This is a genomic window from Nocardioides ferulae, from assembly GCF_003660455.1.
Lineage (GTDB): Bacteria > Actinomycetota > Actinomycetes > Propionibacteriales > Nocardioidaceae > Nocardioides > Nocardioides ferulae.
Window position 1 is genome coordinate 58,456 of sequence record NZ_QZVR01000022.1, and the last position, 22,458, is coordinate 80,913.

Genomic DNA, 22,458 nt, shown 5'->3' on the forward strand with positions numbered 1-22,458 from the left:
AGCGGTCACGACGCCGGTGGTGGCGTCCGGCAGTGCGGTGGGTCACAGCAGCCGCGGGCGGGGCCAGATCCTGGCGAGCACCACGGCGACCACGTCGGCGTCCGGCACGGGGCCACGGTGCCGCGAGTCGACCCCGGCCTCGGGCTGGTCGCTGAGCAGCCACCAGCCCACGGCGCCGCTGCGCGTCGTACGCCGTTCGGTGGCGCGCTTGACGGCCACGGTGCCGTCGGCGAACCGCGCCACCACGAGACGGCCGGGTCGCACCCGCGGCCGGTATCGGACCAGCAGCCGGTCACCGGGGCGCAGCGTCGGGCGCATCGACTCGCCCCGCACCCTCGCGAGGCCGAGCACGGGGCCCGCTGCGCCCACCCTGCGGACGGACCGGATCGCACCTCGTCCTCGCTCGGTCACCCGAGTAGTGTCGCAGTGCTGCCAGTCCGATCAGCAACGAGCTGAACGACGTTCACGACAACCGAAGACGAGAGGACACGCATGTTCGCGCGACTGTTCGCACCCACTGTCGAGGTCTCCGCCCACTGCGACCTGCCCTGCGGCGTCTACGACCCGGCCCAGGCCCGGATCGAGGCCGAGTCGATCAAGGCGATCATCGCCAAGGTCGCGGACAACGACGACCCCGACTTCCGCACCCGCGCCACGCTCATCAAGGAGCAGCGCTCCGAGCTGGTCAAGCACCACCTGTGGGTGCTCTGGACCGACTACTTCAAGCCTCCGCACTTCGAGAAGTACCCCCAGCTGCACCAGCTGTTCAACGAGGCGACCAAGCTCGCCGGCGGTGGCGGCGGCACCAAGGCCGTCTTCGACGCCGAGGTCGCCGACCAGCTGCTCGCCAAGATCGACGAGATCGCGGAGATCTTCTGGGAGACGAAGAAGGGATGACTTCGTCATCCCTTCTTCGTCTGTAAGCCTGGTCGGATCCACCTGGTGACCGCGAGGCTCAGCAGTCGCGCATCACCGCAGCGACCAGGTCGAGACGGGTCACAAGCCCTTCTTGGTCTGTGACAACCGGCCGGGTCACCCGGTGACCGCGAGGCCCAGCTGTAGGGCCCGGTCGGGTCCACCTGCCGGAGACCCGGGAACCACCTGTCCCCCAGCGCCGTCCACTCCTCGGAGCGGGCGGCGCTGGGGCATTTCGGCGTGGCTCTCCCCAGGTTCCTCAGTCCCGCCCCCGCGGGCTCGACCCGCGACTAGGGTCTGGGGAGGCATCGGGGGATGGACACGCGGACGAAGGAACGACACATGGTGACCGGACAGGTGAGCGCGACGACGGAGGAGCACGCGGACGTGGAGCTGCGGCTGCCCGCCGACAACGCCTACGTGTCCGTGCTGCGCACGACGACGGCCGGGCTGGCCGCGCGGCTCGACTTCACCATCGACGACATCGAGGACCTGCGGATCGCCGTGGGCGAGGCCTGCGCGATGATCCTGCCGCAGGCCGACTCCGGCTCCGACCTGCGCGCCTGGTTCCACCTGCAGCCGGGCCGACTGATCATCACCGTGGGCGTCGAGGCCGCCGCGGCCGTCGCCCCCGACTACGACAGCTTCGCCTGGCAGGTGCTGACCACGCTCGCCACCAGCGCGGAGGTCGACGTCCGGCACGGCCTGATCGCGGTGTCGATGAGCATGGAGTCCTCGGCACTCTCCTTCGGGGGCGGCAGCTGACATGACCGATCAGGCTCTCTCGGGAGTGCAGCATCCCCCGGACACGGTGCCCGGCACCGCAGGTGACGCGACCCGCCGGCGCAGCGCCGAGCTCTTCGCACAGCTGCGGGCAGCCGGCGCCGACGAGGCGGCCCGCGAGACGGCGCGCGAGGCGCTGGTCCACCTGCACCTGCCGCTGGTCGAGCACTGCGCCCGACGGTTCCGCAACCGCGGCGAGCCGTTCGAGGACCTGGTCCAGGTCGGCACGATCGGGCTGATCAAGTCAGTCGACCGGTTCGACTCCGACCGGGGCGTCGAGTTCTCCACCTACGCGACCCCGACGATCATCGGCGAGATCAAGCGCTACTTCCGCGACAAGGGTTGGGCCATCCGGGTGCCCCGCCGGCTCCAGGAGCTGCGCATGCAGATCGCCACGGCCGGAGCCGAGCTGACCCAGAGCCTGGGCCGCTCCCCCACGCCGCGCGAGCTGGCCGAGGCCGTGGGCTGCACCGTCGAGGAGATCGTCGAGGGCATCGAGAGCAGCAACGCCTACTCGACGTTGTCGCTCGACGCCAGCGACGACAGCGAGGGCGGGGCCGCCTCCATGCTCGACGCGATCGGGGTCGACGACGCCAACCTCGAGCACGTCGAGATCCGTGAGTCGATCAAGCCGCTGCTCGACCGGCTGGACGCGCGCGAGAAGAGGATCCTGCTGCTCCGGTTCTTCAAGAACATGACGCAGTCCCAGATCGCCGAGGAGATCGGGGTGTCCCAGATGCACGTCTCCCGGCTGCTCAACCGCACACTGGTGCAGCTGCGCTCCTCGCTCGAGGAGTCCGCGCACTGACGGTCAGTCGTCCCTGGTCAGGGTCTCGATGCTGCGTGGGTGCAGCACCCCGACCAGGGTGATGGCCGCCACCGCGAGCAGGGCGAGCGCGACGGGCCAGAGGCCGCGGAAGCTCCAGGCCAGGAGCAGGCCGAAGAGCTGGAACATCACCGCGGGGCCGCGCGACCATCCCCGGCCGCGGCGCAGGCCCCAGGCCACCAGCAGCGCCGCGCCGCCGAAGATCGCGAAGAAGGCGGCCGTGGTGGCCCCCATCGTCAGCCTCTCGGAGGACAGGTTGGCCAGTTCGGCGACGGCGAGGAGCAGCAGGACCAGCCCCTCGACGGCGGTCAGCGAGGCCGCGACGATCAGCGGCGGCGGCACCTGACCCGCCTGGTCACCGAGGTCCGGCCCCGGCTCGGAGCCACGGCCACGTGCGATACTCACGAGTCAGGAGCCTACGGCCGGGCTGCCGGTGGGGGGTGGGGGCACCCCCACCGGGTGTCTGTCCTGGAAACAATTCGGAAACCCCTGTGATGAACGAGACCCCCCAGAAGAACCCGCAAAGGCTTGTCTGGGAGAGGTTCAGTCGGCAGGCTAGACCGTGCGCTCGTGAAGACGTTCACATCATCATGCTCGTGGACCAGGCTCAACCACCCGTACGCCGCACATGCCGACGAGCGACCGCAGGCCAGAGACCCTGGCCTGCACGCACGCTTGAGGAAAGAGGGATCTCCCAGCCATGGATTGGCGCCACCGTTCTGCCTGCCTCGACGAGGACCCGGAACTCTTCTTCCCGATCGGGAACACCGGTCCTGCCATCCTCCAGATCGAGGAGGCCAAGCAGGTGTGCCGTCGTTGCGACGTCCGCGAGCAGTGCCTCGCCTGGGCGCTCGAGGCGGGCCAGGACCACGGCGTCTGGGGAGGTCTCAGCGAGGACGAGCGGCGCGCGTTGAAGCGCCGCAACGCCCGGGCGCGGGTGCGCACCGCCTGACCGAGCGGCGACCTGCCTGCCGCGGCGCGGCGTCGCGATGCCGGCGGTCGGCGACGTCTCCCGACTCCAGGACCCTCCCGGGGGAGCCTCACTCCAGCGGGATGTCGACGATCGCGCACGCTCCGGACCCGTTCGGTGCGGGTCCGATCTCGAGCTGACCGCCGAGCTCGGACTCCACGAGCGTGCGGACGATCGAGAGCCCGAGGTTCGTGGAGCCGTCGAGGTCGAAGCCGGCCGGCAGTCCGCGGCCGTCGTCGACCACCGAGAACCGCAGCCGACCGGTCGGCTGCCGCACGCTGACGCTGATCGAGCCCGTCGCCTGCTCGTCGGCGGGGTCGTAGCCGTGCTCGACCGCGTTCTGCAGCAACTCGGTGAGCACCATCGCCAACGCGGTGGCGGCCTCGGAGGGCAGGCGCCCGAAGTCGCCCTCACGGCTCACCCGCACCCGGCCGCCCACGGCGCCGACCTCGGTCACCATCGAGCCCAGCCGGTCGGCGATCTCGTCGAAGTCGACGATCTCCTCGACGGCCTGGCTGAGCATCTCGTGCACGATCGCGATCGAGCCGACCCGGCGCACCGCCTCCTCGAGCGCGGTCTTCGCGGTGGTCGAGTCGATCCGCCGCGCCTGGAGCCGCAACAGTGCCGCGACCGTCTGCAGGTTGTTCTTCACCCGGTGGTGGATCTCGCGGATGGTGGCGTCCTTGGTGACCAGCTCCCGGTCGCGCCGCCGCAGGTCGGTGACGTCGCGCAGCAGCACCAGCGCCCCGATGTGGTCGCCGTGCGGCCGCAGCGGGATCGAGCGCACGATCAACGAGACCCCGTCGGTGCCGATCTCGGTGTCCCGATGGGCGCGCCCGTTCAGGACCGCGCTCAGCGTCTCCTCGTCGGGCCGCCGACGCGGTGGCACCAGCTCGCGGGTGAGCTCGGCCAGGGCCAGGCCCGCCAGGTCGCCGGAGAGACCGAGCCGGCGGTACACCGACTGGGCGTTCGGGCTGGCGTAGACCACCCTGCCCGCGGCGTCGACGCGGAGGAAGCCGTCGCCGACCCGCGGCGAGTCGGCGTGGTCGCTGCGCTGCCCGGCGGAGGGGAAGTGGCCGCCGGCGATCATCTGGGTCAGGTCCGAGGCGGTCTGCAGGTAGGAGAGCTCCAGCCGGCTCGGCGTCCGCACGCCCAGCAGGTTCGTGTTGCGCGCCACCACTGCGATCACCCGGCCGGCGCGGCGTACCGGGATGGTCTCGACCCGCACCGGGACGTCGTCGCGCCACTCCGGGTCGCCCTCCCGGACCAGCCGTCCCTGCGCATGGGCGGCGTCCAGCATCGGGCGGCGGCCGACGGGGACGAACGTGCCGATCACGTCGTCGACGTAGGAGGTGGGCGCCGTCGTCGGGCGCATCTGCCCGGCCGCCCAGAAGCCGGACCCCTCCCGGTCGGGCAGCCACAGCACCAGGTCGGCGAAGGAGAGGTCCGCGACGATCTGCCAGTCGGCCATCAACAGCTGCAGCCAGGCCACGTCGTCCTCGTCGAGGTCCGTGTGGCTGCGGACCAGCTCGCTGAGGGACGGCACGAGCGGCAGCCTAGTGCCGACCAGCCGGGCGTCGGCCTCGGGACGGCCGACCAACGGACCCCGTGGCCCACCCCCGGCCGGCTTTGGCAGGATGACCCCCATGTCCGGGTCATACTGGCGACAGGTGCAGGCGGAGGGGCTCGCGGTCCCCACCGACCGTCCGCTGGATGACCTCACCGCGGAGCTCACCCGCATGCTCGGCGACCCCGACCCGGGGCTGCGCGACGGCATCGCGGTCCCGACCCTGTCGGAGTGGATCTCCCGCGGGGTCTACGACGACCTGCTCGGCGGGCTGGGGGACGGACTGGCCACCGGCCTGTCGACCGGTCTCGGCGGACGCGCCGACGACACGGTGTTCCGGCGCGCCCAGTCCGCGCTCGTGCTGGGCCGGTGCATCGCGCGCGACAACCAGCGGCCGCTGGTCCCCGGCGGCAAGGTGCTCGAGTGGGGCGACCGGCTCGCCACCTGGCTGCTGCGCGAGCAGGACCTCCGGGCGTTCGTGCCCGGTCGGGGGTGGGCCCGGGCCGTGGCCTGCGGGGCCGACGCGCTCGGCACCCTCGCCCGCTCCCCCCACCTCTCCTCCCCCGAGCTGACCGTGGTGCTCGACGTGGTGGCCGACCGGGTGCTGGAGCCCGTCGAGGAGCAGTTCACCCACGGCGAGCTCGACCTGCTCGCCGGGGCGACGCTGGAGGTGCTGCGCCGCGACGTGCTGCCGCTGGGCGTCGTTGAGCCGTGGGTGGCCAGGGTGGCCTCCGCCGCGGGCACCCTGGCCAGCTACGACGACACCGACCCCTACCTGGTCAGCGGGAACGCCGAGTCGTTCCTGCGCGCGCTCTACCTGCAGCTCTCGCTGGCGGCCTACCCTCCCGCGCTGCGCTCGGACCTGCTGCTGGTGCTGGTGGAGGCACTGCGAGCCACGAACGCGCAGTTCCTGCGCGCCGACTACCTGCGTCCGGTGCACTGACCGCGCCGCCCGGCCGCGTCCTCCTGCGGTCGCGGCGGACCCGTGAGTAGCCTGCGGTCCATGACCGATGCCACCGAGCCCGTGGGGCTCGCCGCCGAGAGCCAAGACGACCGCGACACCGGCCCCGCACCGGGGCCCGGCCAGGAGTCCGGGCAAGACGGGATCAGTGGCCACGCCGGCGAGCTGGCGGTCGCGGTCGCCCGCGCCCACGGAGTCGAGACCATGTTCACGCTCTCGGGGGCGCACGTGTTCCCGATGTACGACGGCGCGGTCAAGGCCGACCCGCCGATGCGCATCCTCGACGTGCGCCACGAGCAGACGGCGGCGTTCGCCGCGGAGGCGACCGGCAAGCTGACCCGGGTGCCGGGGCTGGCGGTGCTGACCGCGGGGCCGGGGGTCACCAACGGCGTCAGCGCGATCGCCCAGGCCCAGTTCGCCGGCTCGCCGATGGTGGTCGTCGGCGGCCGGGCGCCCGGCAACCGCTGGGGCAGCGGCAGCCTGCAGGAGATCGACCAGCCGCCGATCCTCGAGTCGGTCACCAAGCACGCGCGCACCCTGCGCACCGCCGCGGACGTGCTCGAGGGCATGGACCAGGCCTTCTCCTCGGCCGGCTCCTCGCACCGCGGCCCGGTGTTCGTCGACGTCCCGATGGACGAGTTCTTCAACAGTGCCTCCGGCCCGGCCCCCTCCGGTGCCCGGGCGCGCGGCGCCGCCCCCGACCCCGAGACCGTCACGGAGGTGGCCGAGCTGCTGGCCGCGGCCCAGCGGCCGGTGCTGGTCCTGGGCACCGACGTCTGGGCCGACGGGGCCGAGGAGGCGGCGCTGCGGTTCGTCTCCGAGGTCGGCGTGCCCACCTTGACCAACGGCATGGGCCGCGGCGTCATCCCCGGCGGCCACCCGCTGCTGGTGACCAAGGCTCGCAGCCAGGCCCTGGGCCGCAGCGACCTGGTGGTCGTGGTCGGCACCCCGCTGGACTTCCGGCTCTCCTACGGCGTCTTCGGCGGCAAGGACGGCTCGCCGAGCGCCCAGGTGGTGCACGTGGCCGACTCCCCCGGCCAGCTCTCCGGCCACGCCCAGCTGGCGGCGGCCGTCTCCGGCGACCTCACCTCGGTCTTCGACGGCCTGCAGGCGGCGATGGAGCAGGTCGTGCGCCGGCCCGACTGGTCCACGTGGGTCTCCGATCTCCAGGACGCCGTGCGCGCCGCGGCGGAGCGCGACGCGCTGCTGCTGGCCGCCGAGGCCGACCCCATCCACCCCGCCCGCATCTACGGCGAGCTGGTGCCGCGCCTGGCCGAGGACGCGGTCGTCATCGGCGACGGCGGCGACTTCGTCAGTTTCGCCGGCAAGTACGTCGAGCCGAAGCGGCCGGGCGGCTGGCTGGACCCCGGCCCCTACGGCTGCCTGGGCGCCGGGCTGGGGGCCGCGATCGCGGCCCGGCTGGCTCGGCCGTCCGCGCAGGTGGTGCTGCTGCTCGGCGACGGGGCCGCGGGCTTCTCGCTGATGGACGTCGACACGCTGGTGCGGCACCGGCTGCCGGTCGTGATGGTGATGGGCAACAACTCCGCCTGGGGGCTGGAGAAGGGGCCGATGCAGATGCTCTACGGCTACGACGTGGCCGCCGACCTGGCGCCGCGCACGGCGTACGACGAGGTGGTCAAGGCGCTGGGCGGAGCCGGGGAGACCGTGACCGACCCACGGCAGATCGGGCCGGCGCTGGACCGGGCGTTCGCCGCCGACGTGCCCTACCTGGTCAACGTGATCACCGACGTCGAGGCGGCCTACCCGCGGGCGACCTTCGGCATCTGAGCCGGCCGTGCTGATCCGACGGGTGGAGCCGGCCGAGCACGCCGCGGTCGGCGAGGTCACGGTCGCGGCGAACGCGGCCTACCTCGCCGGCGAGGCCGGCCCGGGGCCCTACGCCGAGCGGTTGCGCGACACCGCGACCCGCGACCGTGAGGCGGAGGTGTGGGTGGCGGTCGCCGACGACGGGGCGCTCCTCGGCACCGTGACGATCTGCCCGTCCGGCTCACCGCTGCGCGAGATCGGTCGCGACGGCGAGAGCGAGTTCCGGATGCTCGCGGTCGCCCCCGACGCTCAGCGGCACGGAGTCGGCGAGGCCCTGGTGCGGTTCGTGGTCGACCGGGGCCGCGCCGCCGGCCACCGCGCGGTGGTGCTGTGCAGCCTGGACCGGCAGCACGGTGCGCACCGGCTCTACGAGAGGCTGGGGTTCCGCCGCCTGCCCGACCGCGACTGGAGCCCCCGCCCGGGGATCTCGTTGCTCGCCTTCCGACTGGAGCTGTGATGCCGCCCGAGCCCCTCTCCGCCACCTTGACCTTCACCGTCGGCACCGACGACACCGCCGCCGCGGTCGGGTCCGGCAGCCTGCCGGTGCTCGGCACCCCGCGGCTGCTGGCCTGGTGCGAGGCGGCCACCTGCGCCGCGATCGACCCCTCGCTGCCGGAGGGCTCGACCAGTGTCGGCACCCGCGTCCAGCTCGAGCACCTCGCCGCCAGCCCGGTCGGGCAGCAGGTCGAGGTGACCGCCTCGTCGGCGTACGTCGACGGGCGGCTGCACCGGTTCACGGTCGCCGCGCGCCACGTCGGCGGCAACGGCAAGGTGATCGGCACCGGCGAGGTCACCCGGGTCGTCGTCGACGGCGAACGGTTCCTCTCACGCCTGTGAGCCTGGAATCCAGCCTGAAGCAGGCGGCGAGGCAGCACGAGCGCCGGCTCGACCGCCCGCCGGGCGGCACAAGCGCCGACTCGGTGATGGAGGCGATTTCCCCCGACTGGGTGCGGTTTGCGAGAATGGACGATGGCCCACTGCGTGAACCCGCGGGACGGGCACAGCACACGTCGACCAGGAGGACACCATGGGCAAGACCGGACGCAAGCGTCGCGCACGCAAGAAGAAGGGCGCGAACCACGGCAAGCGCCCCAACGCCTGAGACAGGCGACCGCGCGCCTCGGGCGCGCATCACAGAAGCCCCCGGCCGATGGCCGGGGGCTTCTGTGTTGGTCTGGGTCGGTCCGGTGCGCTCGCCGGGCCTAGGTGATGCCCAGGCACGGCATCACACCTAGGCCTCGGTGATGCGGACCTGCACCTCGCGGATGCTGAGCAGCACCCGGCTGCGCAGGTCGTCGGGGGCGGCCTCGGAGCAGGAGCGGGCCACCACGGACTTCACGGTGCGCTCGAGGTCGTACTTCTGCAGGCAGGGGCCGCACTCGTCGAGGTGGCGGCGCACCACCGAGCAGTCGGCCTCGTCGAGCTCGTTGTCGATGAAGTAGACGATGCGCTCGAGGTAGTCGGCACAGTCCTCGCCGGAGCCGCCGAGCGGCTCGCCACGGCCGTGATCGTGGCTCATCACTTGCTCCCTTCGGGCCCGACCGGCAGCAGGTCGTGGGTGCGCACGTAGTCCGACAGCATGTCGCGCAGCTGGCGGCGGCCGCGGTGCAGACGGGACATCACGGTGCCGATCGGCGTCTCCATGATCTCGGCGATCTCCTTGTAGGAGAACCCCTCGACGTCGGCGAGGTAGACCGCGAGGCGGAACTCCTCGGGGAGTCGCTGCAGGGCGTCCTTGATCTGGGAGTCGGGGAGCCGCTCGAGGGCCTCGGTCTCGGCCGACTTCAGGCCGGTCGAGGTGTGGGACTCGGCGCGAGCCAGCTGCCAGTCCTCGACGTCCTCGGCCATCGACTGCTGCGGCTGCCGCTGCTTCTTGCGGTAGTTGTTGATGAAGGTGTTGGTGAGGATGCGGTAGAGCCAGGCCTTGAGGTTCGTGCCGGGCTTGAACTGGTGGAAGGAGGAGAACGCCTTGGCGAACGTCTCCTGCACGAGGTCCTCGGCGTCGGCGGGGTTGCGGGTCATCCGCATCGCCGCGGAGTAGAGCTGGTCGAGGAAGGGCAGCGCCTCGCGCTCGAAGCGCGAGGAGCGCTCGGCGTCGGTCTCCGTTGCGGGATCGACGGGCGCGTCGGTGAGGGTGGGATCGGTCATCGTCTCCCAGCCTAGCCAGGCGTCCGAGCGGTCGGCGGCGGGTGGATCCAGCAGGGCCATCACGTCGGTCACAACAGCGCGGTCCGGCGACCCATTCCCTCAGCGTCGCTCGGCCGGGGTCTCAGTCGCCGATGATCTCGCGCACCAGCCACTCGAGCACCGCCTCGACCACGACCTCCATGGCGAGCTCCGGGGTCGCCGACCCGCTCTTGCGGACGTGGAAGCCGTGGTCGGCGTCGGGCACCACCGTCAGGTCGACGTGTCCGGGCAGGTCCTCGGGGAACTCCTCGGGCCGGCCCATCGTGTCGCGCTCGCCCTGCACCAGCAGCGTCGGCACGCCGACCGCGAGCAGCTCGGGCAGCCGCGACTTCTCGGGCCTCCCCGGCGGATGCAGCGGGAAGGCGAGGGCCAGGCAGCCGGCGGCGTGCAGGTGGGCGGCGCACCGGGCGGCGGAGCGGGCGCCGGCCGACCTGCCGCCCACGACGAGCGGCACCTCGCGCTGCAGGTGCCGCGCGGCCGCCGTCAGCGCGGCGTCCAGCGTCGGCGGCGGGGTGGCCACCTTGCGGCCGGCGCGCTTCCACGGCTGCTCGAGCCGCACCACCTCGAAGCCGTTCGCCGGGAGGTGGGTGGCCAGTGCGGTCAGGTCGGCGGTGTCGATGCCGTTGCCGGCGCCGTGGCTGAGCAGCAGCGTGCCGAGCGGCTCGGCGGCGAATCCGTGCTGGGCGTCGTGCGGATGGTCGGTGACCAGTCTGGCCTCGCCGTGCGGTGTCTCGATCACGCACTGGGTGCTCATCGGCGATCCTGCCGAGCCGGGTCGGTCAGGTCGGCGGGAAGGCCCGCCGGCACCTCCTCCAGCGGCAGCGGCTCGAGCAGCTCGGGTCCGTTGTTGCGCACGTTGCTGACCAGCGTCGAGACCGGATAGGCCTCCAGAAGCCCCGGCGAGGCCGGAGTGAGCAGTCCGAGCAGGGAGTCGCCGGCGGTACGCGGGTCGAGCCAGGACGACCAGCGCTCGCGCTCCACCATCAGCGGCATCCGGTCGTGGATGTGGCCGAGGGTGTCCTCGGCCTGGGTGGTGATCACCGTGCAGGTCCAGCGGAACCGCTCGGGGTCGTCGTCGGCCCGCGTGGGGTCGCGCCAGATCTCGTAGAGGCCGGCCATGGCCAGCGTGCCGTGGTCGCGGGGGCGGATGAAGAACGGCTGCTTGCGCGGCTTGCCGCGCGAGGTCAGCTGCTCGGTCGGGTACCACTCGAAGTAGCCGTCGGCGGGCAGCAGGCAGCGCCGCGCGGCGAACGCCCTGCGGAAGGCGGGCTTCTCCGCGACCGTCTCCATCCGCGCGTTGATCATCCGGTTGCCGATGGCGGGATCCTTCGCCCACGAGGGCACCAGCCCCCACCGCAGCACCCGCAGCTGTCGTTCGGGGGGCTCCGGGGAGTCCTTGGTGGGAGGCCGCTCGACGACCGCGTAGACCTCCTTGGTCGGGGCCACGTTGAAGTCGGGGGCCAACGGCGTCGGCACCCGGCTCTCGACGACCTCGAACTCCTCGACGAGGTCCTCGGGGCGCCGGCTCGAGGCGTAGCGACCGCACATGCCGCCACCCTAGTGCGGCACGGTCCCGGACGGGCGCCGCGCCGGCCGGTCAGCCCCGGGCGAGCTCGTCGAGCGCCACGGCTGCCGCACCGGCCTCGTCGGCGCCGGCGGCGCCCTGGTGCCCGGTGCCGGCGGGCAGCCCCTCGATCCAGACCCGGGTGCGGTCGTGGTCGTGCTGGAGGAGCCGCCGCAGGAGCGCCACCCGGCTGCCCAGCGCGTCGTCGCGGGACACCAGCGCCGCGATCCTCCGGGGCCCGACCCTGCCCACGGTCCGGGACCGGCCGACGACCGCGCGCACCGTCTCTCCGACGGCGCCGACCCGGTAGGCGTGCTCCACCGGGTCGTCGGCCGGCGACACCTCGACGACCAGCAGCGCCGGCGGCTCGCCCCCTGCGGCCAGCACCTCGGAGAGCCGCGCCACCAGGTGGGCCTGGGTCGACAGGCCGGTCATCGGGTCGGCGCAGTCGAGCCGGTGCAGGTAGCCCAGGGTGCAGTCCGCCCAGCCCGACCCCAGCGCGTGCACCTCCTCGTAGGACGGGTCTCGTCCCAGCACCTGCCGGGAGGTCGTGCGCAGCCCGTCGAGCGCCTCCTCCAGAGGCGTCCCCACGCTCGCCAGCCCGCGCCCGGCCTCCCGGCAGGCGTCGACGGATCCCGCCCCCGAGATCCAGGCCTCCCCCACCGCCACGAGCGGCGCCGGCAGCGCCGACCGCTCGAACGGTTCCCGCCCGGTCCCGGGGACGGCGGTCGACCGTCGTGTCCAGAACACGTTGATCGCCACGGTGCCTCCCCCGTTCCCACCGGTCCGTCGTACGCAGCAGGGACGGCGCCGCTCCCGGGCCATGACGCGGTTTCCCCGAACTTTCTCCCCACGCCCTCCGATCGGCGCCACTGCAGCCCCGCGCCCGCCCGTCATCTTTCGGGGCGTGGGCCGTTGAACCGGGCATGACGTCCCCCGCCGCCGCGCCGGAGCTCGACGCTCCGGCCGACGCCGAGCTGATCTCGGCGGTCCGTGGCGGCGACCTCGAGGCCTTCGGGCAGCTGTTCGCCCGCCACGTCGACGCGGCTCGCCGGCTGGCCCGGCAGCTGGTGCCCACCGCGGACGTGGACGACCTGGTCTCCGACGCGTTCGGCAAGGTGCTGGGCGTGCTGCAGCGCGGCGGTGGCCCGGACCTGGCGTTCCGCGCCTACCTCCTCACCGCCCTGCGCCGGGTGCACGTGGACCGGCTGCGCGCCGGCGCCCGGCTGCGCAGCACCGACGACCTCACGCCGTACGACGCGGGGGTGCCGTTCCGGGACACCGCGGTGGAGGGCTTCGAGTCCAGCACCGCGGCCCGTGCGTTCGCCTCGCTCCCGGAGCGCTGGCGGATGGTGCTGTGGCACCTGGAGGTCGAGGGGCAGAAGCCGGCCGACGTGGCGCCGCTGCTGGGGATGAGCCCGAACTCGGTGTCCGCGCTGGCCTACCGGGCCCGCGAGGGCCTTCGCCAGGCGTTCGTGGCCATGCACGCCCAGGACGTGGCGGACGACGCCTGTGCCCGCGTGCGGTCCGAGCTGGGAGGCTTCGTGCGCGGCGGCCTCTCACGTCGCGACCGGACCAAGGTGGAGGACCACCTCCAGCAGTGCCGCCCCTGCGCCGGCGTCTACCTGGAGCTCAGCGAGGTCAACGCCGACCTGGCAGCGGTGCTGGCGCCGCTGGTGCTGGGCACGGCCGCGACGGCCTACCTGGGCGCCACCGGCGTCGTCGCCGCGGCGGGCACGACGGTGTCCGGGGCGCTCGGCTGGGTGGCGGCGCTGCCGGGCCGCGTGCGAGACCTGGTCGCCACGCAGGCCCCGGCCAGCGCGGCGGCCGGGATCGCCGGGGTGGCCGGCATCGCGGCCACCGTCGCCGTCGTCGGCGGGGTGGTGGTGACGACCCAGGACGACGGGCCCCCCGCCAGTGCCCCCGCCGGTGCCCCCTCGCCACCGCGGGCGGTGGCCTCCGACTCCCGCGGCACCCGAGCCGACGGGCCTGCGGCGCGGTCCGACGCCGGCGCCGGCCGCGGCTCCTCGGTCCCCATGACCGACCCCGCGACCGACCCCGGCACCGGGCAGGGGGCTCCGCCGACGGTCGCGGCCAGCACGGCCGGCACGGCCGCTCCACCCACGGACCCGCCGCCGCCACCGCAACCGCCGCCACCGCCCTCCGGCCCGCCGTCCGGCCCACCTTCGGCGGGGGTGGACGCCTCGGTCAGCGCCTCCTCCCGCGACCTCGCGGGCCTGCTCTGGGGGGTCGACGTGACGGTGCGCGGCCTCTCATCCGGGACCAGGGGGCGACTCCTGCTCAGCACGAACGCCCCCGCGGTCGCGCTCACGCTCGACCCGCGCTGCGGGCTGCTCCAGCTGGGCCGGGCGACCTGCCGGGCGCCCGGCCCGGCGACGTACCGCTTCCTGGTGGTGCCGCTGCCGGTGGCGACGACCACGCTCACCTTCCGCGTGGCGCACGACGGGGGCGAGACCGACCCCACGGACGACACGGTGCGGGTGCGGCTGCACCGTTGACCGCTCCGTGACCGACGGCGCACCGGCGCCGGGTTAGCCGGACCCCCACCCGGGTACGGAGGGGCATGACCGTCAGCAGACTCTTCGCCCGCCCGATGCTCGCCTCGATGTTCGTGGTGGGAGGCGCCAACGCCCTGCGCAACGCCACCGCCCTGGCCCCCACGGCGGCTCCGGTGACCGACAAGCTCGCCGAGAAGGCGTCCCCGCAGCTGCCGTTGCCGACCGATCCGGTGACCTTCGTGCGCATCAACGGCGCCGCCCAGCTCGGCGCCGGAATCGCGCTGGCGACCGGCCGGGCGCCGCGCCTGTCCGCCGCGGTGCTCGCCGCCTCCCTGGTGCCGACGACCTATGCCGGCCACCGCTTCTGGGAGGCGCAGGACAAGGACACCCGCAAGAACCAGATGATCCAGTTCTTCAAGAACGTCTCGATGCTCGGCGGGCTGCTGATCGCCGCGGGCGACACCGACGGTCGTCCCGGCGTCGCCTGGCGGGCGCGTCACGCCGCCCGTGACGCGCGCCGGGAGGCCAGGCACCTCGCCGGCACCGCCCGGCGCGAGGCCTCGCTGGCCAAGGCCAAGGTGACCTGAGGCGCGCCGATAGGCTTGGGCGGGTGAGCCCCAGCCCGATCACCCCCGCGCCCAGCCCCACCGCCTCCCGGTGGGCCGACCCGTGGCCGGCGCCGCGGGCCCGGGGCCCGGTGACGGCCACGGTCTCGCTGCCCGGGAGCAAGTCGCTGACCAACCGGGCGCTGGTGCTCGCCGCGATCTCCGACGGCCCTTCGGTCGTACGCCGCGCCCTGCGCTCGCGCGACACCCTGCTGATGGCGGGGGCGCTGACCGCGCTCGGATCGAGCGTCGACACCGCGGGTGACGACTGGGTGGTGACCCCGGGTGTCTTCGACCGCGACGCCGCGGTCGACTGCGGGCTGGCCGGCACGGTGATGCGCTTCGTGCCCCCCGTCGCCGCCCTGTCCACCGGCGCGGTCGCCTTCGACGGCGACCCGCACATGCGCAAGCGGCCGATCGGCGAGGTGCTCGGTGCCCTGCGCTCGCTCGGCGTCGAGGTCGACGACCAGGGCCGCGGGGCGCTGCCGTTCACGGTCCGCGGCTCCGGCCGGGTCCGCGGCGGCACCGTCGTGGTCGACGCCTCGGCCTCCTCCCAGTTCATCTCGGCGCTGCTGCTGGCCGGCGCCCGCTACGACGAGGGGGTCGACGTGCGCCACGACGGCAAGCCGGTGCCGTCGCTGCCGCACGTCGAGATGACCGTCCAGGTGCTGCGCGAGCACGGCGTCGAGGTCGACGACGCCGACGCGAACCGGTGGGCGGTCGCTCCCGGCGTGGTCCGCGCGGTCGACCACGACGTCGAGCCGGACCTGTCCAACGCGGCCCCGTTCCTGGCCCTGGCCGCGGTGTCGGGAGGGTCGGTCACGGTGCGCGACTGGCCGGCCACCACCACCCAGGCCGGCGACGCGCTGCGCGACATCCTGGCCACGATGGGCTGCACCGTCGAGCGCGTCGCCGAGGGGCTGCGCGTCACCGGCCCCGACCGGCTGCAGGGCATCGACGTCGACCTGCACGACGTCGGCGAGCTCGCGCCGGCCGTCGCGGCGTTGTGCGCGGTGGCGCACTCGCCCTCCCACCTGCGCGGCATCGCCCACATCCGGGGGCACGAGACCGACCGGCTCTCCGCCCTCGCCACCGAGCTGGGCGCGCTCGGCGCCGACGTCACCGAGCATCCCGACGGGCTCAGCCTGCGACCGGCCCCGCTGCACGGCGGGGTGTTCCACACCTATGCCGACCACCGGATGGCGCACGCGGGCGTGATCGTCGCCGCCGCCGTCGACGACGTGCTGGTGCAAGACGTCGCCACCACCGGCAAGACCTTCCCCGACTTCGCCGACGTCTGGGCCGGCCTGCTGTGACCACGGGGCGGGGTGCGGGCCGCTACAGCGACCACGACGTCGAGCACTACGACCGGCCCCGCCGCAGCACCCGCCCCCGTACCAAGGAGCGTCCGAGCTACGACGACGCCGTGAGCGCCCGGGTCGTGACCGTCGACCGCGGCCGGTTCACCCTGCTGGTCGGCGAGGGCGCGGGCGCGACCAAGGTGATGGCGATGAAGGCCCGGCCACTGGGCCGCAAGGGCGTCGTGGTGGGCGACCGGGTGCGCGTGGTCGGCGACACCTCGGGAGCCGACGGCTCGCTGGCACGCATCGTGGAGGTGCAGGAGCGGTCCACCACCCTGCGCCGCACCGCCGACGACGACGACCCGGTCGAGCGGGTGATCGTGGCCAACGCCGAGCAGCTCGTGGTGGTCACCGCGCTGGCCGACCCCGAACCCCAGCCGCGGCTGATCGACCGCGCCCTGGTGGCGGCGTACGACGCCGGGATGGCGCCGCTGCTGTGCCTGACGAAGGCCGACCTGGCCGACCCCGAGACGCTGCTTTCCACCTACCGCTCCCTCGGCGTGCCGTGGGTGGTCACCCGGCGCGGCGGCGACCTGGCGGAGGTGCGCGAGCGGCTGAGCGACCGGACCAGCGTGCTGGTCGGCTCCAGCGGGGTCGGCAAGTCCACGCTGGTCAACGCGCTGGTGCCGACCGCCGGACGCGAGGTCGGCATCGTCAACGCGGTGACCGGCCGGGGGCGGCACACCTCGACCTCGGCCTACATGCTCGCGCTGCCCGGCGGGGGGTGGATCGTGGACACCCCGGGCATCCGCTCGTTCGGGCTCGCCCACGTGCAGCCCGAGCACCTCATCGAGGCCTTCCCCGACCTCGACGAGATGACCGAGGACTGCCCTCGTGGCTGCACGCACGGCAGCGACGAGCCCGAGTGCGGGCTCGACGAGGCGGTGGCCGCAGAGCAGGCCGACCCCGAGCGGGTGGCGTCGTTCCGCCGGCTGCTCGCCGCCCGCAGCGTCAGCGACTACTGACCCGATGACGGGGAGCGCTCAGCCCGAGGTGCCGTACCAGGCGACCTGGGCACCGGCGTCGCCGGTGAGCACCGCATAGACCAGCGTCGCCACGCCGAGCAGCGCGACGAGCCCGGCGAGCAGCCAGCGCACCGGGCCGCCCCGGGCGTGCAGCGCGGTCGCGGCGGCCGCCGCGGCGGCGAAGCCGGTGATCACCAGGCGGAACACCTCGGCCCGCTCCTCGTGGGTCTCCACCAGCTCCGCCAGCGGCCCGCCGTAGGTGTTGGCCTCGGTCAGCTGCTCCCCGGAGAGGTAGGCGACCCACACCGCCGCGGCGGCGACCAGGGCGGCGATCACCAGCGGCCAGCGCAGCCAGTCCCGCCAGCGGGGGACGGCGTAGCCGATGCCGCCGAGGGCCGCCAGCGGACCCAGCACGACGGCGGCGTGCACGACCAGCGCGTGCAGCGGAAGACCGTTGACCTCCATAGGTGAACGCTAAACCAGATTCCTGAAAGTAGCCTGTGGCCGTGTCCACCCGTTCCCCGGGCTCCCCGGGCTCCCCTGACTTCACCGATGACCTGCGCCTCGCGCACGTCCTCGCCGACGACGCCGACTCGCTGAGCAGCGCCCGCTTCAAGTCCCTGGACCTGCACGTGATGACCAAGCCCGACCTGACGCCGGTGACCGACGCCGACCAGGCCGTGGAGGAGGCGATCCGGCGCACGCTGTCGCGGGCCCGCTCCCGGGACGCGGTCACCGGCGAGGAGCACGGCACCACCGGCCACAGCCAGCGCCGCTGGATCATCGACCCGATCGACGGCACGAAGAACTTCGTGCGCGGCGTGCCGGTGTGGGCGACGCTGATCTCTCTCGTCGTCGACGACGAGGTGGTGGTGGGCGTCGTGTCCGCCCCGCAGCTGCAGCGTCGCTGGTGGGCGGCCAAGGGCAGCGGCGCCTGGACCGGCCGCTCCCTGCTCAAGGCCACCGCCTGCCGGGTCTCCGACGTACGCCGCCTGGAGGACGCCTCGCTCTCCTACTCGTCGCTGTCGGGCTGGGACGAGCGCGGCCGGCTCGACGACTTCCTGTCGCTGATGCGCCGCTGCTGGCGGACCCGCGCCTACGGCGACTTCTGGTCCTACATGCTGCTCGCCGAGGGGGCCGTCGACCTGGCCGCCGAGCCCGAGCTGGCCGTGCACGACATGGCCGCGCTCGACGTGATCGTGCGCGAGGCCGGTGGGCGGTTCACGTCGATGGACGGCACCCCCGGCCCGTTCGGCGGCAACGCGCTCGCCTCGAACGGACACCTCCACGAGGCGGCGCTGGCGTTCCTCGGGGCGCTCGCCGACGACGACACCGACGCCGACTGGCCGGCCACCGGCCCGGGGTCCGTCTCCGACCTGCGCCAGCACCGCACCCGCCCGGTCGCCGACGACCGGCCCGGGCCTCCTCCGGGGCACTGACCCGCCCCGTGCACCGTCGCCCACCGGTCGGACGGACCGGCGTCGACCCTGGTCAGGTGCGGGGATCCGTCGTACCGTTCGCAGCATCGACGGATGCACCGAGACCCGAGTCGAACAGCGGAGGTGGCGCCATGCGGATCAGCGACGTGCTCAAGGCCAAGGCCAGCCAGGAGGTCGTCACCATCGCTCCGGAGGCGGGGGTGCGTGACCTGCTCGCCACCCTCGGCGAGCACAACATCGGTGCCTGCATCGTCAGCTTCGACGGCGGCGCCACCGTCGCGGGCATCGTCAGCGAGCGCGACGTCGTGCGGCACCTGCACTCCGACGGCACCGTCATCAACAACACCGTCGGCGCGATCATGACCGAGACCGTCGAGACGTGCGCCCCCGACGACCAGCTCGACGACGTCATGCAGACGATGACCGACCACCGCATCCGACACCTGCCGGTGTGCCAGGACGGCCGCCTCGTGGGCGTGGTCAGCATCGGCGACGTGGTCAAGCACAAGATCGGCCAGCTGCAGTTCGAGCGCGACCAGCTCGACCACTACGTGAACCAGAGCTGACGGGTCAGCCCGGGCTCAGCCTCAGCTCAGGTGCCGCAGAACGTGCGGTAGCGCCCGAAGTCGTCGGGTGCCGGGTCGGCGTACCGCTCGAGCCCGGGCCGCGCCTCGAACGGCCGCAGCACCGCCTCGAGCAGCTCGTGGAGAGGTTCCAGGTCGCCGGCGGTCGCCGCGGCCAGCGCCTCCTCCACCAGGTGGTTGCGCGGCACGTAGACGGGGTTGACGCGGTCCATCGCCCGTGGGTCGGGGTCGCGCTCACGCCACCGGGCCAGCCAGTCGTCGAACGCCGGCAGGTCGAGCACTCGGCCGCGGACCGGCTCGGCGTCGCCGCGGGCAGCCGCGGCGAGTCCGCGGAAGAACGAGGTCCAGTCGGCGTGACCGGACTCGAGCAGCGCGAGCAGCTCGGCGACCAGCCCACGGTCGACCGGGCCGTCGAGGCCGAGCTTGGCCCACACGCCGCCCGCCCACGCCTCCTGGTAGCGGCCGGTGAAGGTCTCCAGCACCTCGACGGCGTCGGCGATCGCCCGCTCCTCGTCGTCGTGCAGCAGCGGCAGCATCGCCTCGGCCAGCCGTGCGAGGTTCCACTGGGCGGCCGCCGGCTGGTTGCGGTAGGCGTAGCGGCCGCCCTCGTCGATCGAGCTGAACACGACCGCCGGGTCGTAGGCGTCGAGGAACGCGCAGGGCCCGTAGTCGATGGTCTCGCCGGAGATCGTCATGTTGTCGGTGTTCATCACGCCGTGCACGAAGCCGATCAGCATCCACTGCGCCACCAGCCCGGCCTGCGCGGCGACCACCGCGTCGTACAGCGCCAGGTGGGGGTGCTGTGCCGCCGCGGCGGCCGGGTGGTGGCGGGCGATGGCGTGGTCGGCGAGCCGGCGCAGCAGGTCGACGTCGCCGCTGGCCCGGGCGTACTGGAAGCTGCCCACCCGAAGGTGGCTGCTGGCCACCCGGGCGAGCACCGCTCCCGGCAGCACGGTCTCGCGCTGCACGGCCCGGCCGGTCGCCACCACCGCCAGCGCCCGGGTCGAGGGGACGCCGAGCGCGTGCATGGCCTCGCTGACGACGTACTCGCGCAGCATCGGCCCGACCGCCGCCCGGCCGTCGCCGCCGCGGGCGAACGGGGTGCGGCCCGACCCCTTGAGGTGCAGGTCGCGCAGCGCACCGTCGGCGTCGCTCAGCTCGCCGAGCAGCAGCGCCCGGCCGTCGCCCAGCCGGGGCGAGTAGCCGCCGAACTGGTGACCGGCGTAGGCCTGCGCGACCGGCCTGGCCTCGCTCGGCACCGTGGTGCCGAGCAGCAGCCCGAGGTCGTCGCGCAGCGCCGCGGCGTCCAGCCCGAGGTCGCCGGCGAGCTGCTCGTTGAGGACCAGCAGTCGCGGATCGGGGGCGTCCTCGCCACGCCACGGCACGGCCAGCTCGGGCAGCTCGCGGGCGAACCGGTCGCCGAGCCGGAGGCTGGAGGAGGGGGCCACGCTCACTCCGTCGAGGCTACGGGCGGAGTCCTAGCGAGTGGGAGGCACGCCCTAGGGTGGTCGCCATGGACAAGCCTGAGATCGACTTCCCCGACTTCGACCCGCCCGCCGACCTCGTGGTCACCGACGTCACCGTGGGCGAGGGCGCCGAGGCCACCGCCGGGTCCACGGTCTCCGTGCACTACGTCGGCGTCGCCCACTCCACCGGCGAGCAGTTCGACGCCTCCTACGACCGCGGCCAGCCCCTGCAGTTCCGGCTCGGCATCGGCCAGGTCATCTCCGGGTGGGACCAGGGCGTGCAGGGCATGAAGGTCGGCGGCCGCCGCCAGCTCGTCATCCCGCCGCACCTGGGCTACGGCGACCGCGGCGCCGGCGGTGTGATCAAGCCCGGCGAGACGCTGATCTTCGTCGTCGACCTGCTCGGCGTCAGCTGACCTGCGCCTCGGCAACTTCGACGAGTCACCAGGGAAGACCGTCGTCGGCGCCCTCGGCGGGCTGGTCGCTGACCCGGGCCGCGACCGCGCCGAGCGCGACGACGTCACCGGTCACGAGCTGGCGGCCGCGCCTGGTCTCGACCTCGCCGTTGACGCTCACCGCGCCGGCGGCCAGGACGGGCTTGGCGTCGGCGCCGGTCTCCACCAGGTTCGCCAGCTTCAGGAACTGGCCGAGCCGGATCGACTCGTCGCGGATCGGGACGTCGTAGGGATCGCTCACGCGTCGCATTCTCCCGCAGCTTCGAGGGTTGGGACTCACGGGAGTGGGGAAGCCTGCCGTCCGTGACCCGCCGCACCCCTCTTCCCCTGCGTGCGCGGTCCGGTCCTGCTGCCAGCCTGATCGTCGGCCTGCTCGCCACCGCCGGGCTGACCGGCGGCTGCCAGGCCCTGGACGGAGATGAGCTGGCGTCGCCCCGCCCCGGCGAGGTCATCGAGCAGACACCCGGAATGTCGCCGACCGACGACTTCCCCTTCGAGGTCGTCGTCCCCGACGGCATCGTCGAGCTCGCCGTCTCACAGCCGTTCCCGCTCCTGCCGAAGACCAGGCACCCTGGCGTCGAGACCCTGCGGGCCCCGGAAGGGCACCGGTTCGTCGGAGTCGCCTGGGATGCCAGGTCCAATCCCCTCCCGTACGACATCGAGGAGGCCATGTCCGGTGTCGAGGCGAGCGCGATCCCGTGGGAGGTGCCGCGCGTCCCGGCCGGACTCGCTCTCGAGGTCGAGGGACTGGGCGAGGTCGAGCTGCCCCCCCAGAGTCTCGGCATGACCGGCGACGACGGTGCCGCCTACGTGGTGGTCCCCGACGACGCAGCCCTGACCCTCCTGGTCACCTACGACGGGGTGACCCAGTCGCTCCCGGTGCCCGCGCAGAGCGCCGGCACCAGTAGTCCGCCCGAGCCGGGCCGCGCCGCACCCCTCTACGACCTGGTCGAGCAGTACTCCGCGCAGCCGCACGGCGACACCTACGCCAGCTGCCCGGTCCCTGACATCCTGGAAGGCCGGGGCCTGGACTCGCTCTTCCTCTGCAGTGCCGACAAGGTCTGGTCACTGCCGTACCTGAGCGGTCGCGGCTGGGCGCCCCCCGGACGGACCTGGCTGGTCGTCGAGGCCCGGATGAGCTTGCAACACCTGTACCACCTCGGTGACGGTGGGCACACCGACTACCGCACCCGATCGGTGTCGTGGTCCGCCACGCTCGACGGCCGGCCGCCGAGCCACCGGTCCCGAGTGGAGTCGAGCACGGCCGAGCACGAGCGATGGCGACTGGTGTTCTCGGTCCCGGAGCGCCGCCGCTACGAGCTCGGCTTCGAGGCGACCTACGCCGGCACGGCGGTCCCACCGAACCGCACCGCCGCCCCCCGGCGTGTGCGGGTCCCGGTGTCCGGCAGCGTCCGGGTGAGCCCGGTGCCGCATGACTGACCGGCTCCGGGGCCGAGTCGCCCA

The 22,458-nt window shown here is 73.6% G+C and carries 28 protein-coding genes; 17 read left to right on the top strand and 11 right to left on the bottom strand.

Features of this window, described 5'->3' with window-relative positions; translation table 11 throughout:
- Positions 1-42: 42 nt before the first annotated feature.
- On the bottom strand, positions 43-411 hold the full coding sequence (locus D6B71_RS19185; RefSeq protein ID WP_240641571.1) for a S24/S26 family peptidase: 369 nt from the start codon (positions 409-411) through the stop codon (positions 43-45).
- A gap of 81 nt (positions 412-492) precedes the next feature.
- On the opposite strand from D6B71_RS19185, the gene sodN reads away from it, so the two are divergent.
- The 3 genes from sodN to D6B71_RS19200 all read left to right on the top strand — a co-directional run bounded on the left by sodN (position 493) and on the right by D6B71_RS19200 (position 2,506).
- Positions 493-897: a superoxide dismutase, Ni gene (gene sodN / locus D6B71_RS19190; protein WP_121258095.1), complete on the top strand. Its 405-nt coding sequence runs from the start codon at positions 493-495 to the stop codon at positions 895-897.
- A gap of 360 nt (positions 898-1,257) precedes the next feature.
- The gene (locus D6B71_RS19195; protein ID WP_121258097.1) at positions 1,258-1,680 is read left to right on the top strand and encodes an ATP-binding protein; all 423 of its coding nucleotides are present in this window, start codon (positions 1,258-1,260) and stop codon (positions 1,678-1,680) included.
- A 25-nt stretch (positions 1,681-1,705) separates the two neighbouring features.
- Positions 1,706-2,506, top strand: a complete 801-nt coding sequence (locus D6B71_RS19200) for an RNA polymerase sigma factor SigF (RefSeq protein WP_240641572.1) — start codon at positions 1,706-1,708, stop codon at positions 2,504-2,506.
- A gap of 3 nt (positions 2,507-2,509) precedes the next feature.
- Here D6B71_RS19200 and D6B71_RS19205 read toward each other — a convergent pair whose 3' ends face one another.
- The gene (locus D6B71_RS19205) at positions 2,510-2,929 is read right to left on the bottom strand and encodes a hypothetical protein (RefSeq protein ID WP_126688328.1); all 420 of its coding nucleotides are present in this window, start codon (positions 2,927-2,929) and stop codon (positions 2,510-2,512) included.
- Between the two features lie 295 nt (positions 2,930-3,224).
- Here D6B71_RS19205 and D6B71_RS19210 point away from each other — a divergent pair, with 295 nt between their 5' ends.
- Positions 3,225-3,476, top strand: coding sequence for a WhiB family transcriptional regulator (locus D6B71_RS19210; protein WP_027863177.1), 252 nt, complete (start codon positions 3,225-3,227; stop codon positions 3,474-3,476).
- 88 nt (positions 3,477-3,564) lie between these two features.
- On the opposite strand, the gene D6B71_RS19215 is transcribed toward D6B71_RS19210, so the two are convergent.
- Positions 3,565-5,040, bottom strand: coding sequence for a sensor histidine kinase (locus D6B71_RS19215; RefSeq protein WP_206051852.1), 1,476 nt, complete (start codon positions 5,038-5,040; stop codon positions 3,565-3,567).
- A gap of 100 nt (positions 5,041-5,140) precedes the next feature.
- Between D6B71_RS19215 and D6B71_RS19220 the strand changes: the two genes are divergently transcribed.
- The 5 genes from D6B71_RS19220 to D6B71_RS23955 all read left to right on the top strand — a co-directional run bounded on the left by D6B71_RS19220 (position 5,141) and on the right by D6B71_RS23955 (position 8,951).
- The gene (locus D6B71_RS19220) at positions 5,141-6,004 is read left to right on the top strand and encodes a DUF2785 domain-containing protein (RefSeq protein WP_121258104.1); all 864 of its coding nucleotides are present in this window, start codon (positions 5,141-5,143) and stop codon (positions 6,002-6,004) included.
- Between the two features lie 60 nt (positions 6,005-6,064).
- Positions 6,065-7,810 (top strand): acetolactate synthase, encoded by a 1,746-nt coding sequence (locus D6B71_RS19225; protein WP_121258106.1) that lies wholly within the window; start codon positions 6,065-6,067, stop codon positions 7,808-7,810.
- Positions 7,811-7,817: 7 nt separating this feature from the next.
- The gene (locus D6B71_RS19230) at positions 7,818-8,306 is read left to right on the top strand and encodes a GNAT family N-acetyltransferase (RefSeq protein WP_121258108.1); all 489 of its coding nucleotides are present in this window, start codon (positions 7,818-7,820) and stop codon (positions 8,304-8,306) included.
- Positions 8,306-8,686 carry a thioesterase family protein gene (locus D6B71_RS19235; RefSeq protein WP_121258110.1) on the top strand — a complete coding sequence of 127 codons (381 nt, stop codon included), beginning with the start codon at positions 8,306-8,308 and terminating at the stop codon, positions 8,684-8,686. Before D6B71_RS19230 ends, D6B71_RS19235 begins: the two co-directional genes overlap by 1 nt.
- Before the next feature lie 190 nt (positions 8,687-8,876).
- Complete coding sequence (locus tag D6B71_RS23955) at positions 8,877-8,951, top strand: 50S ribosomal protein bL37 (RefSeq protein WP_369759046.1); 75 nt, start codon at positions 8,877-8,879, stop codon at positions 8,949-8,951.
- 129 nt (positions 8,952-9,080) lie between these two features.
- Here D6B71_RS23955 and rsrA read toward each other — a convergent pair whose 3' ends face one another.
- The 5 genes from rsrA to D6B71_RS19260 form a co-directional block, all read right to left on the bottom strand.
- On the bottom strand, positions 9,081-9,368 hold the full coding sequence (rsrA, locus tag D6B71_RS19240; protein WP_121258112.1) for a mycothiol system anti-sigma-R factor: 288 nt from the start codon (positions 9,366-9,368) through the stop codon (positions 9,081-9,083).
- Positions 9,368-9,997, bottom strand: coding sequence for a sigma-70 family RNA polymerase sigma factor (locus D6B71_RS19245; protein ID WP_121258175.1), 630 nt, complete (start codon positions 9,995-9,997; stop codon positions 9,368-9,370). Before D6B71_RS19245 ends, rsrA begins: the two co-directional genes overlap by 1 nt.
- A 121-nt stretch (positions 9,998-10,118) precedes the next feature.
- Complete coding sequence (locus tag D6B71_RS19250) at positions 10,119-10,790, bottom strand: alpha/beta hydrolase family protein (protein ID WP_121258114.1); 672 nt, start codon at positions 10,788-10,790, stop codon at positions 10,119-10,121.
- The gene (locus D6B71_RS19255; protein WP_121258116.1) at positions 10,787-11,584 is read right to left on the bottom strand and encodes an SOS response-associated peptidase; all 798 of its coding nucleotides are present in this window, start codon (positions 11,582-11,584) and stop codon (positions 10,787-10,789) included. Before D6B71_RS19255 ends, D6B71_RS19250 begins: the two co-directional genes overlap by 4 nt.
- A gap of 49 nt (positions 11,585-11,633) precedes the next feature.
- Entirely contained in the window at positions 11,634-12,362 is a 729-nt protein-coding gene (locus D6B71_RS19260) for a hypothetical protein (RefSeq protein ID WP_121258118.1), read from the bottom strand.
- Positions 12,363-12,526: 164 nt separating this feature from the next.
- Between D6B71_RS19260 and D6B71_RS23855 the strand changes: the two genes are divergently transcribed.
- The 4 genes from D6B71_RS23855 to rsgA all read left to right on the top strand — a co-directional run bounded on the left by D6B71_RS23855 (position 12,527) and on the right by rsgA (position 17,050).
- Entirely contained in the window at positions 12,527-14,119 is a 1,593-nt protein-coding gene (locus D6B71_RS23855) for a sigma-70 family RNA polymerase sigma factor (protein WP_121258120.1), read from the top strand.
- A gap of 65 nt (positions 14,120-14,184) precedes the next feature.
- Positions 14,185-14,706, top strand: coding sequence for a DoxX family protein (locus tag D6B71_RS19270; RefSeq protein WP_121258122.1), 522 nt, complete (start codon positions 14,185-14,187; stop codon positions 14,704-14,706).
- 23 nt (positions 14,707-14,729) lie between these two features.
- Positions 14,730-16,040 carry a 3-phosphoshikimate 1-carboxyvinyltransferase gene (gene aroA, locus D6B71_RS19275; RefSeq protein WP_121258124.1) on the top strand — a complete coding sequence of 437 codons (1,311 nt, stop codon included), beginning with the start codon at positions 14,730-14,732 and terminating at the stop codon, positions 16,038-16,040.
- Positions 16,037-17,050 (top strand): ribosome small subunit-dependent GTPase A, encoded by a 1,014-nt coding sequence (rsgA, locus tag D6B71_RS19280; RefSeq protein ID WP_121258125.1) that lies wholly within the window; start codon positions 16,037-16,039, stop codon positions 17,048-17,050. Before aroA ends, rsgA begins: the two co-directional genes overlap by 4 nt.
- 18 nt (positions 17,051-17,068) lie before the next feature.
- Here the strand turns inward: rsgA and D6B71_RS19285 are convergent, their stop codons facing one another.
- Positions 17,069-17,515 (bottom strand): DUF2231 domain-containing protein, encoded by a 447-nt coding sequence (locus D6B71_RS19285; RefSeq protein WP_121258127.1) that lies wholly within the window; start codon positions 17,513-17,515, stop codon positions 17,069-17,071.
- Between the two features lie 41 nt (positions 17,516-17,556).
- On the opposite strand from D6B71_RS19285, the gene D6B71_RS19290 reads away from it, so the two are divergent.
- Together D6B71_RS19290 and D6B71_RS19295 are read left to right on the top strand one after the other, a co-directional pair.
- Positions 17,557-18,489, top strand: a complete 933-nt coding sequence (locus tag D6B71_RS19290; RefSeq protein WP_121258176.1) for an inositol monophosphatase family protein — start codon at positions 17,557-17,559, stop codon at positions 18,487-18,489.
- Positions 18,490-18,620: 131 nt separating this feature from the next.
- A complete protein-coding gene (locus D6B71_RS19295; RefSeq protein ID WP_121258129.1) occupies positions 18,621-19,055 on the top strand; it encodes a CBS domain-containing protein in 435 nt (144 codons plus the stop codon).
- 26 nt (positions 19,056-19,081) lie between these two features.
- Here the strand turns inward: D6B71_RS19295 and D6B71_RS19300 are convergent, their stop codons facing one another.
- The gene (locus D6B71_RS19300; RefSeq protein WP_121258131.1) at positions 19,082-20,527 is read right to left on the bottom strand and encodes a protein adenylyltransferase SelO; all 1,446 of its coding nucleotides are present in this window, start codon (positions 20,525-20,527) and stop codon (positions 19,082-19,084) included.
- Positions 20,528-20,586: 59 nt separating this feature from the next.
- Here D6B71_RS19300 and D6B71_RS19305 point away from each other — a divergent pair, with 59 nt between their 5' ends.
- Positions 20,587-20,955, top strand: a complete 369-nt coding sequence (locus D6B71_RS19305; RefSeq protein WP_121258133.1) for an FKBP-type peptidyl-prolyl cis-trans isomerase — start codon at positions 20,587-20,589, stop codon at positions 20,953-20,955.
- Between the two features lie 25 nt (positions 20,956-20,980).
- Here D6B71_RS19305 and D6B71_RS19310 read toward each other — a convergent pair whose 3' ends face one another.
- Positions 20,981-21,235 (bottom strand): RNA-binding S4 domain-containing protein, encoded by a 255-nt coding sequence (locus D6B71_RS19310; RefSeq protein WP_121258135.1) that lies wholly within the window; start codon positions 21,233-21,235, stop codon positions 20,981-20,983.
- A gap of 62 nt (positions 21,236-21,297) precedes the next feature.
- Here D6B71_RS19310 and D6B71_RS19315 point away from each other — a divergent pair, with 62 nt between their 5' ends.
- The gene (locus D6B71_RS19315) at positions 21,298-22,434 is read left to right on the top strand and encodes a hypothetical protein (protein ID WP_121258137.1); all 1,137 of its coding nucleotides are present in this window, start codon (positions 21,298-21,300) and stop codon (positions 22,432-22,434) included.
- Positions 22,435-22,458: the final 24 nt, after the last annotated feature.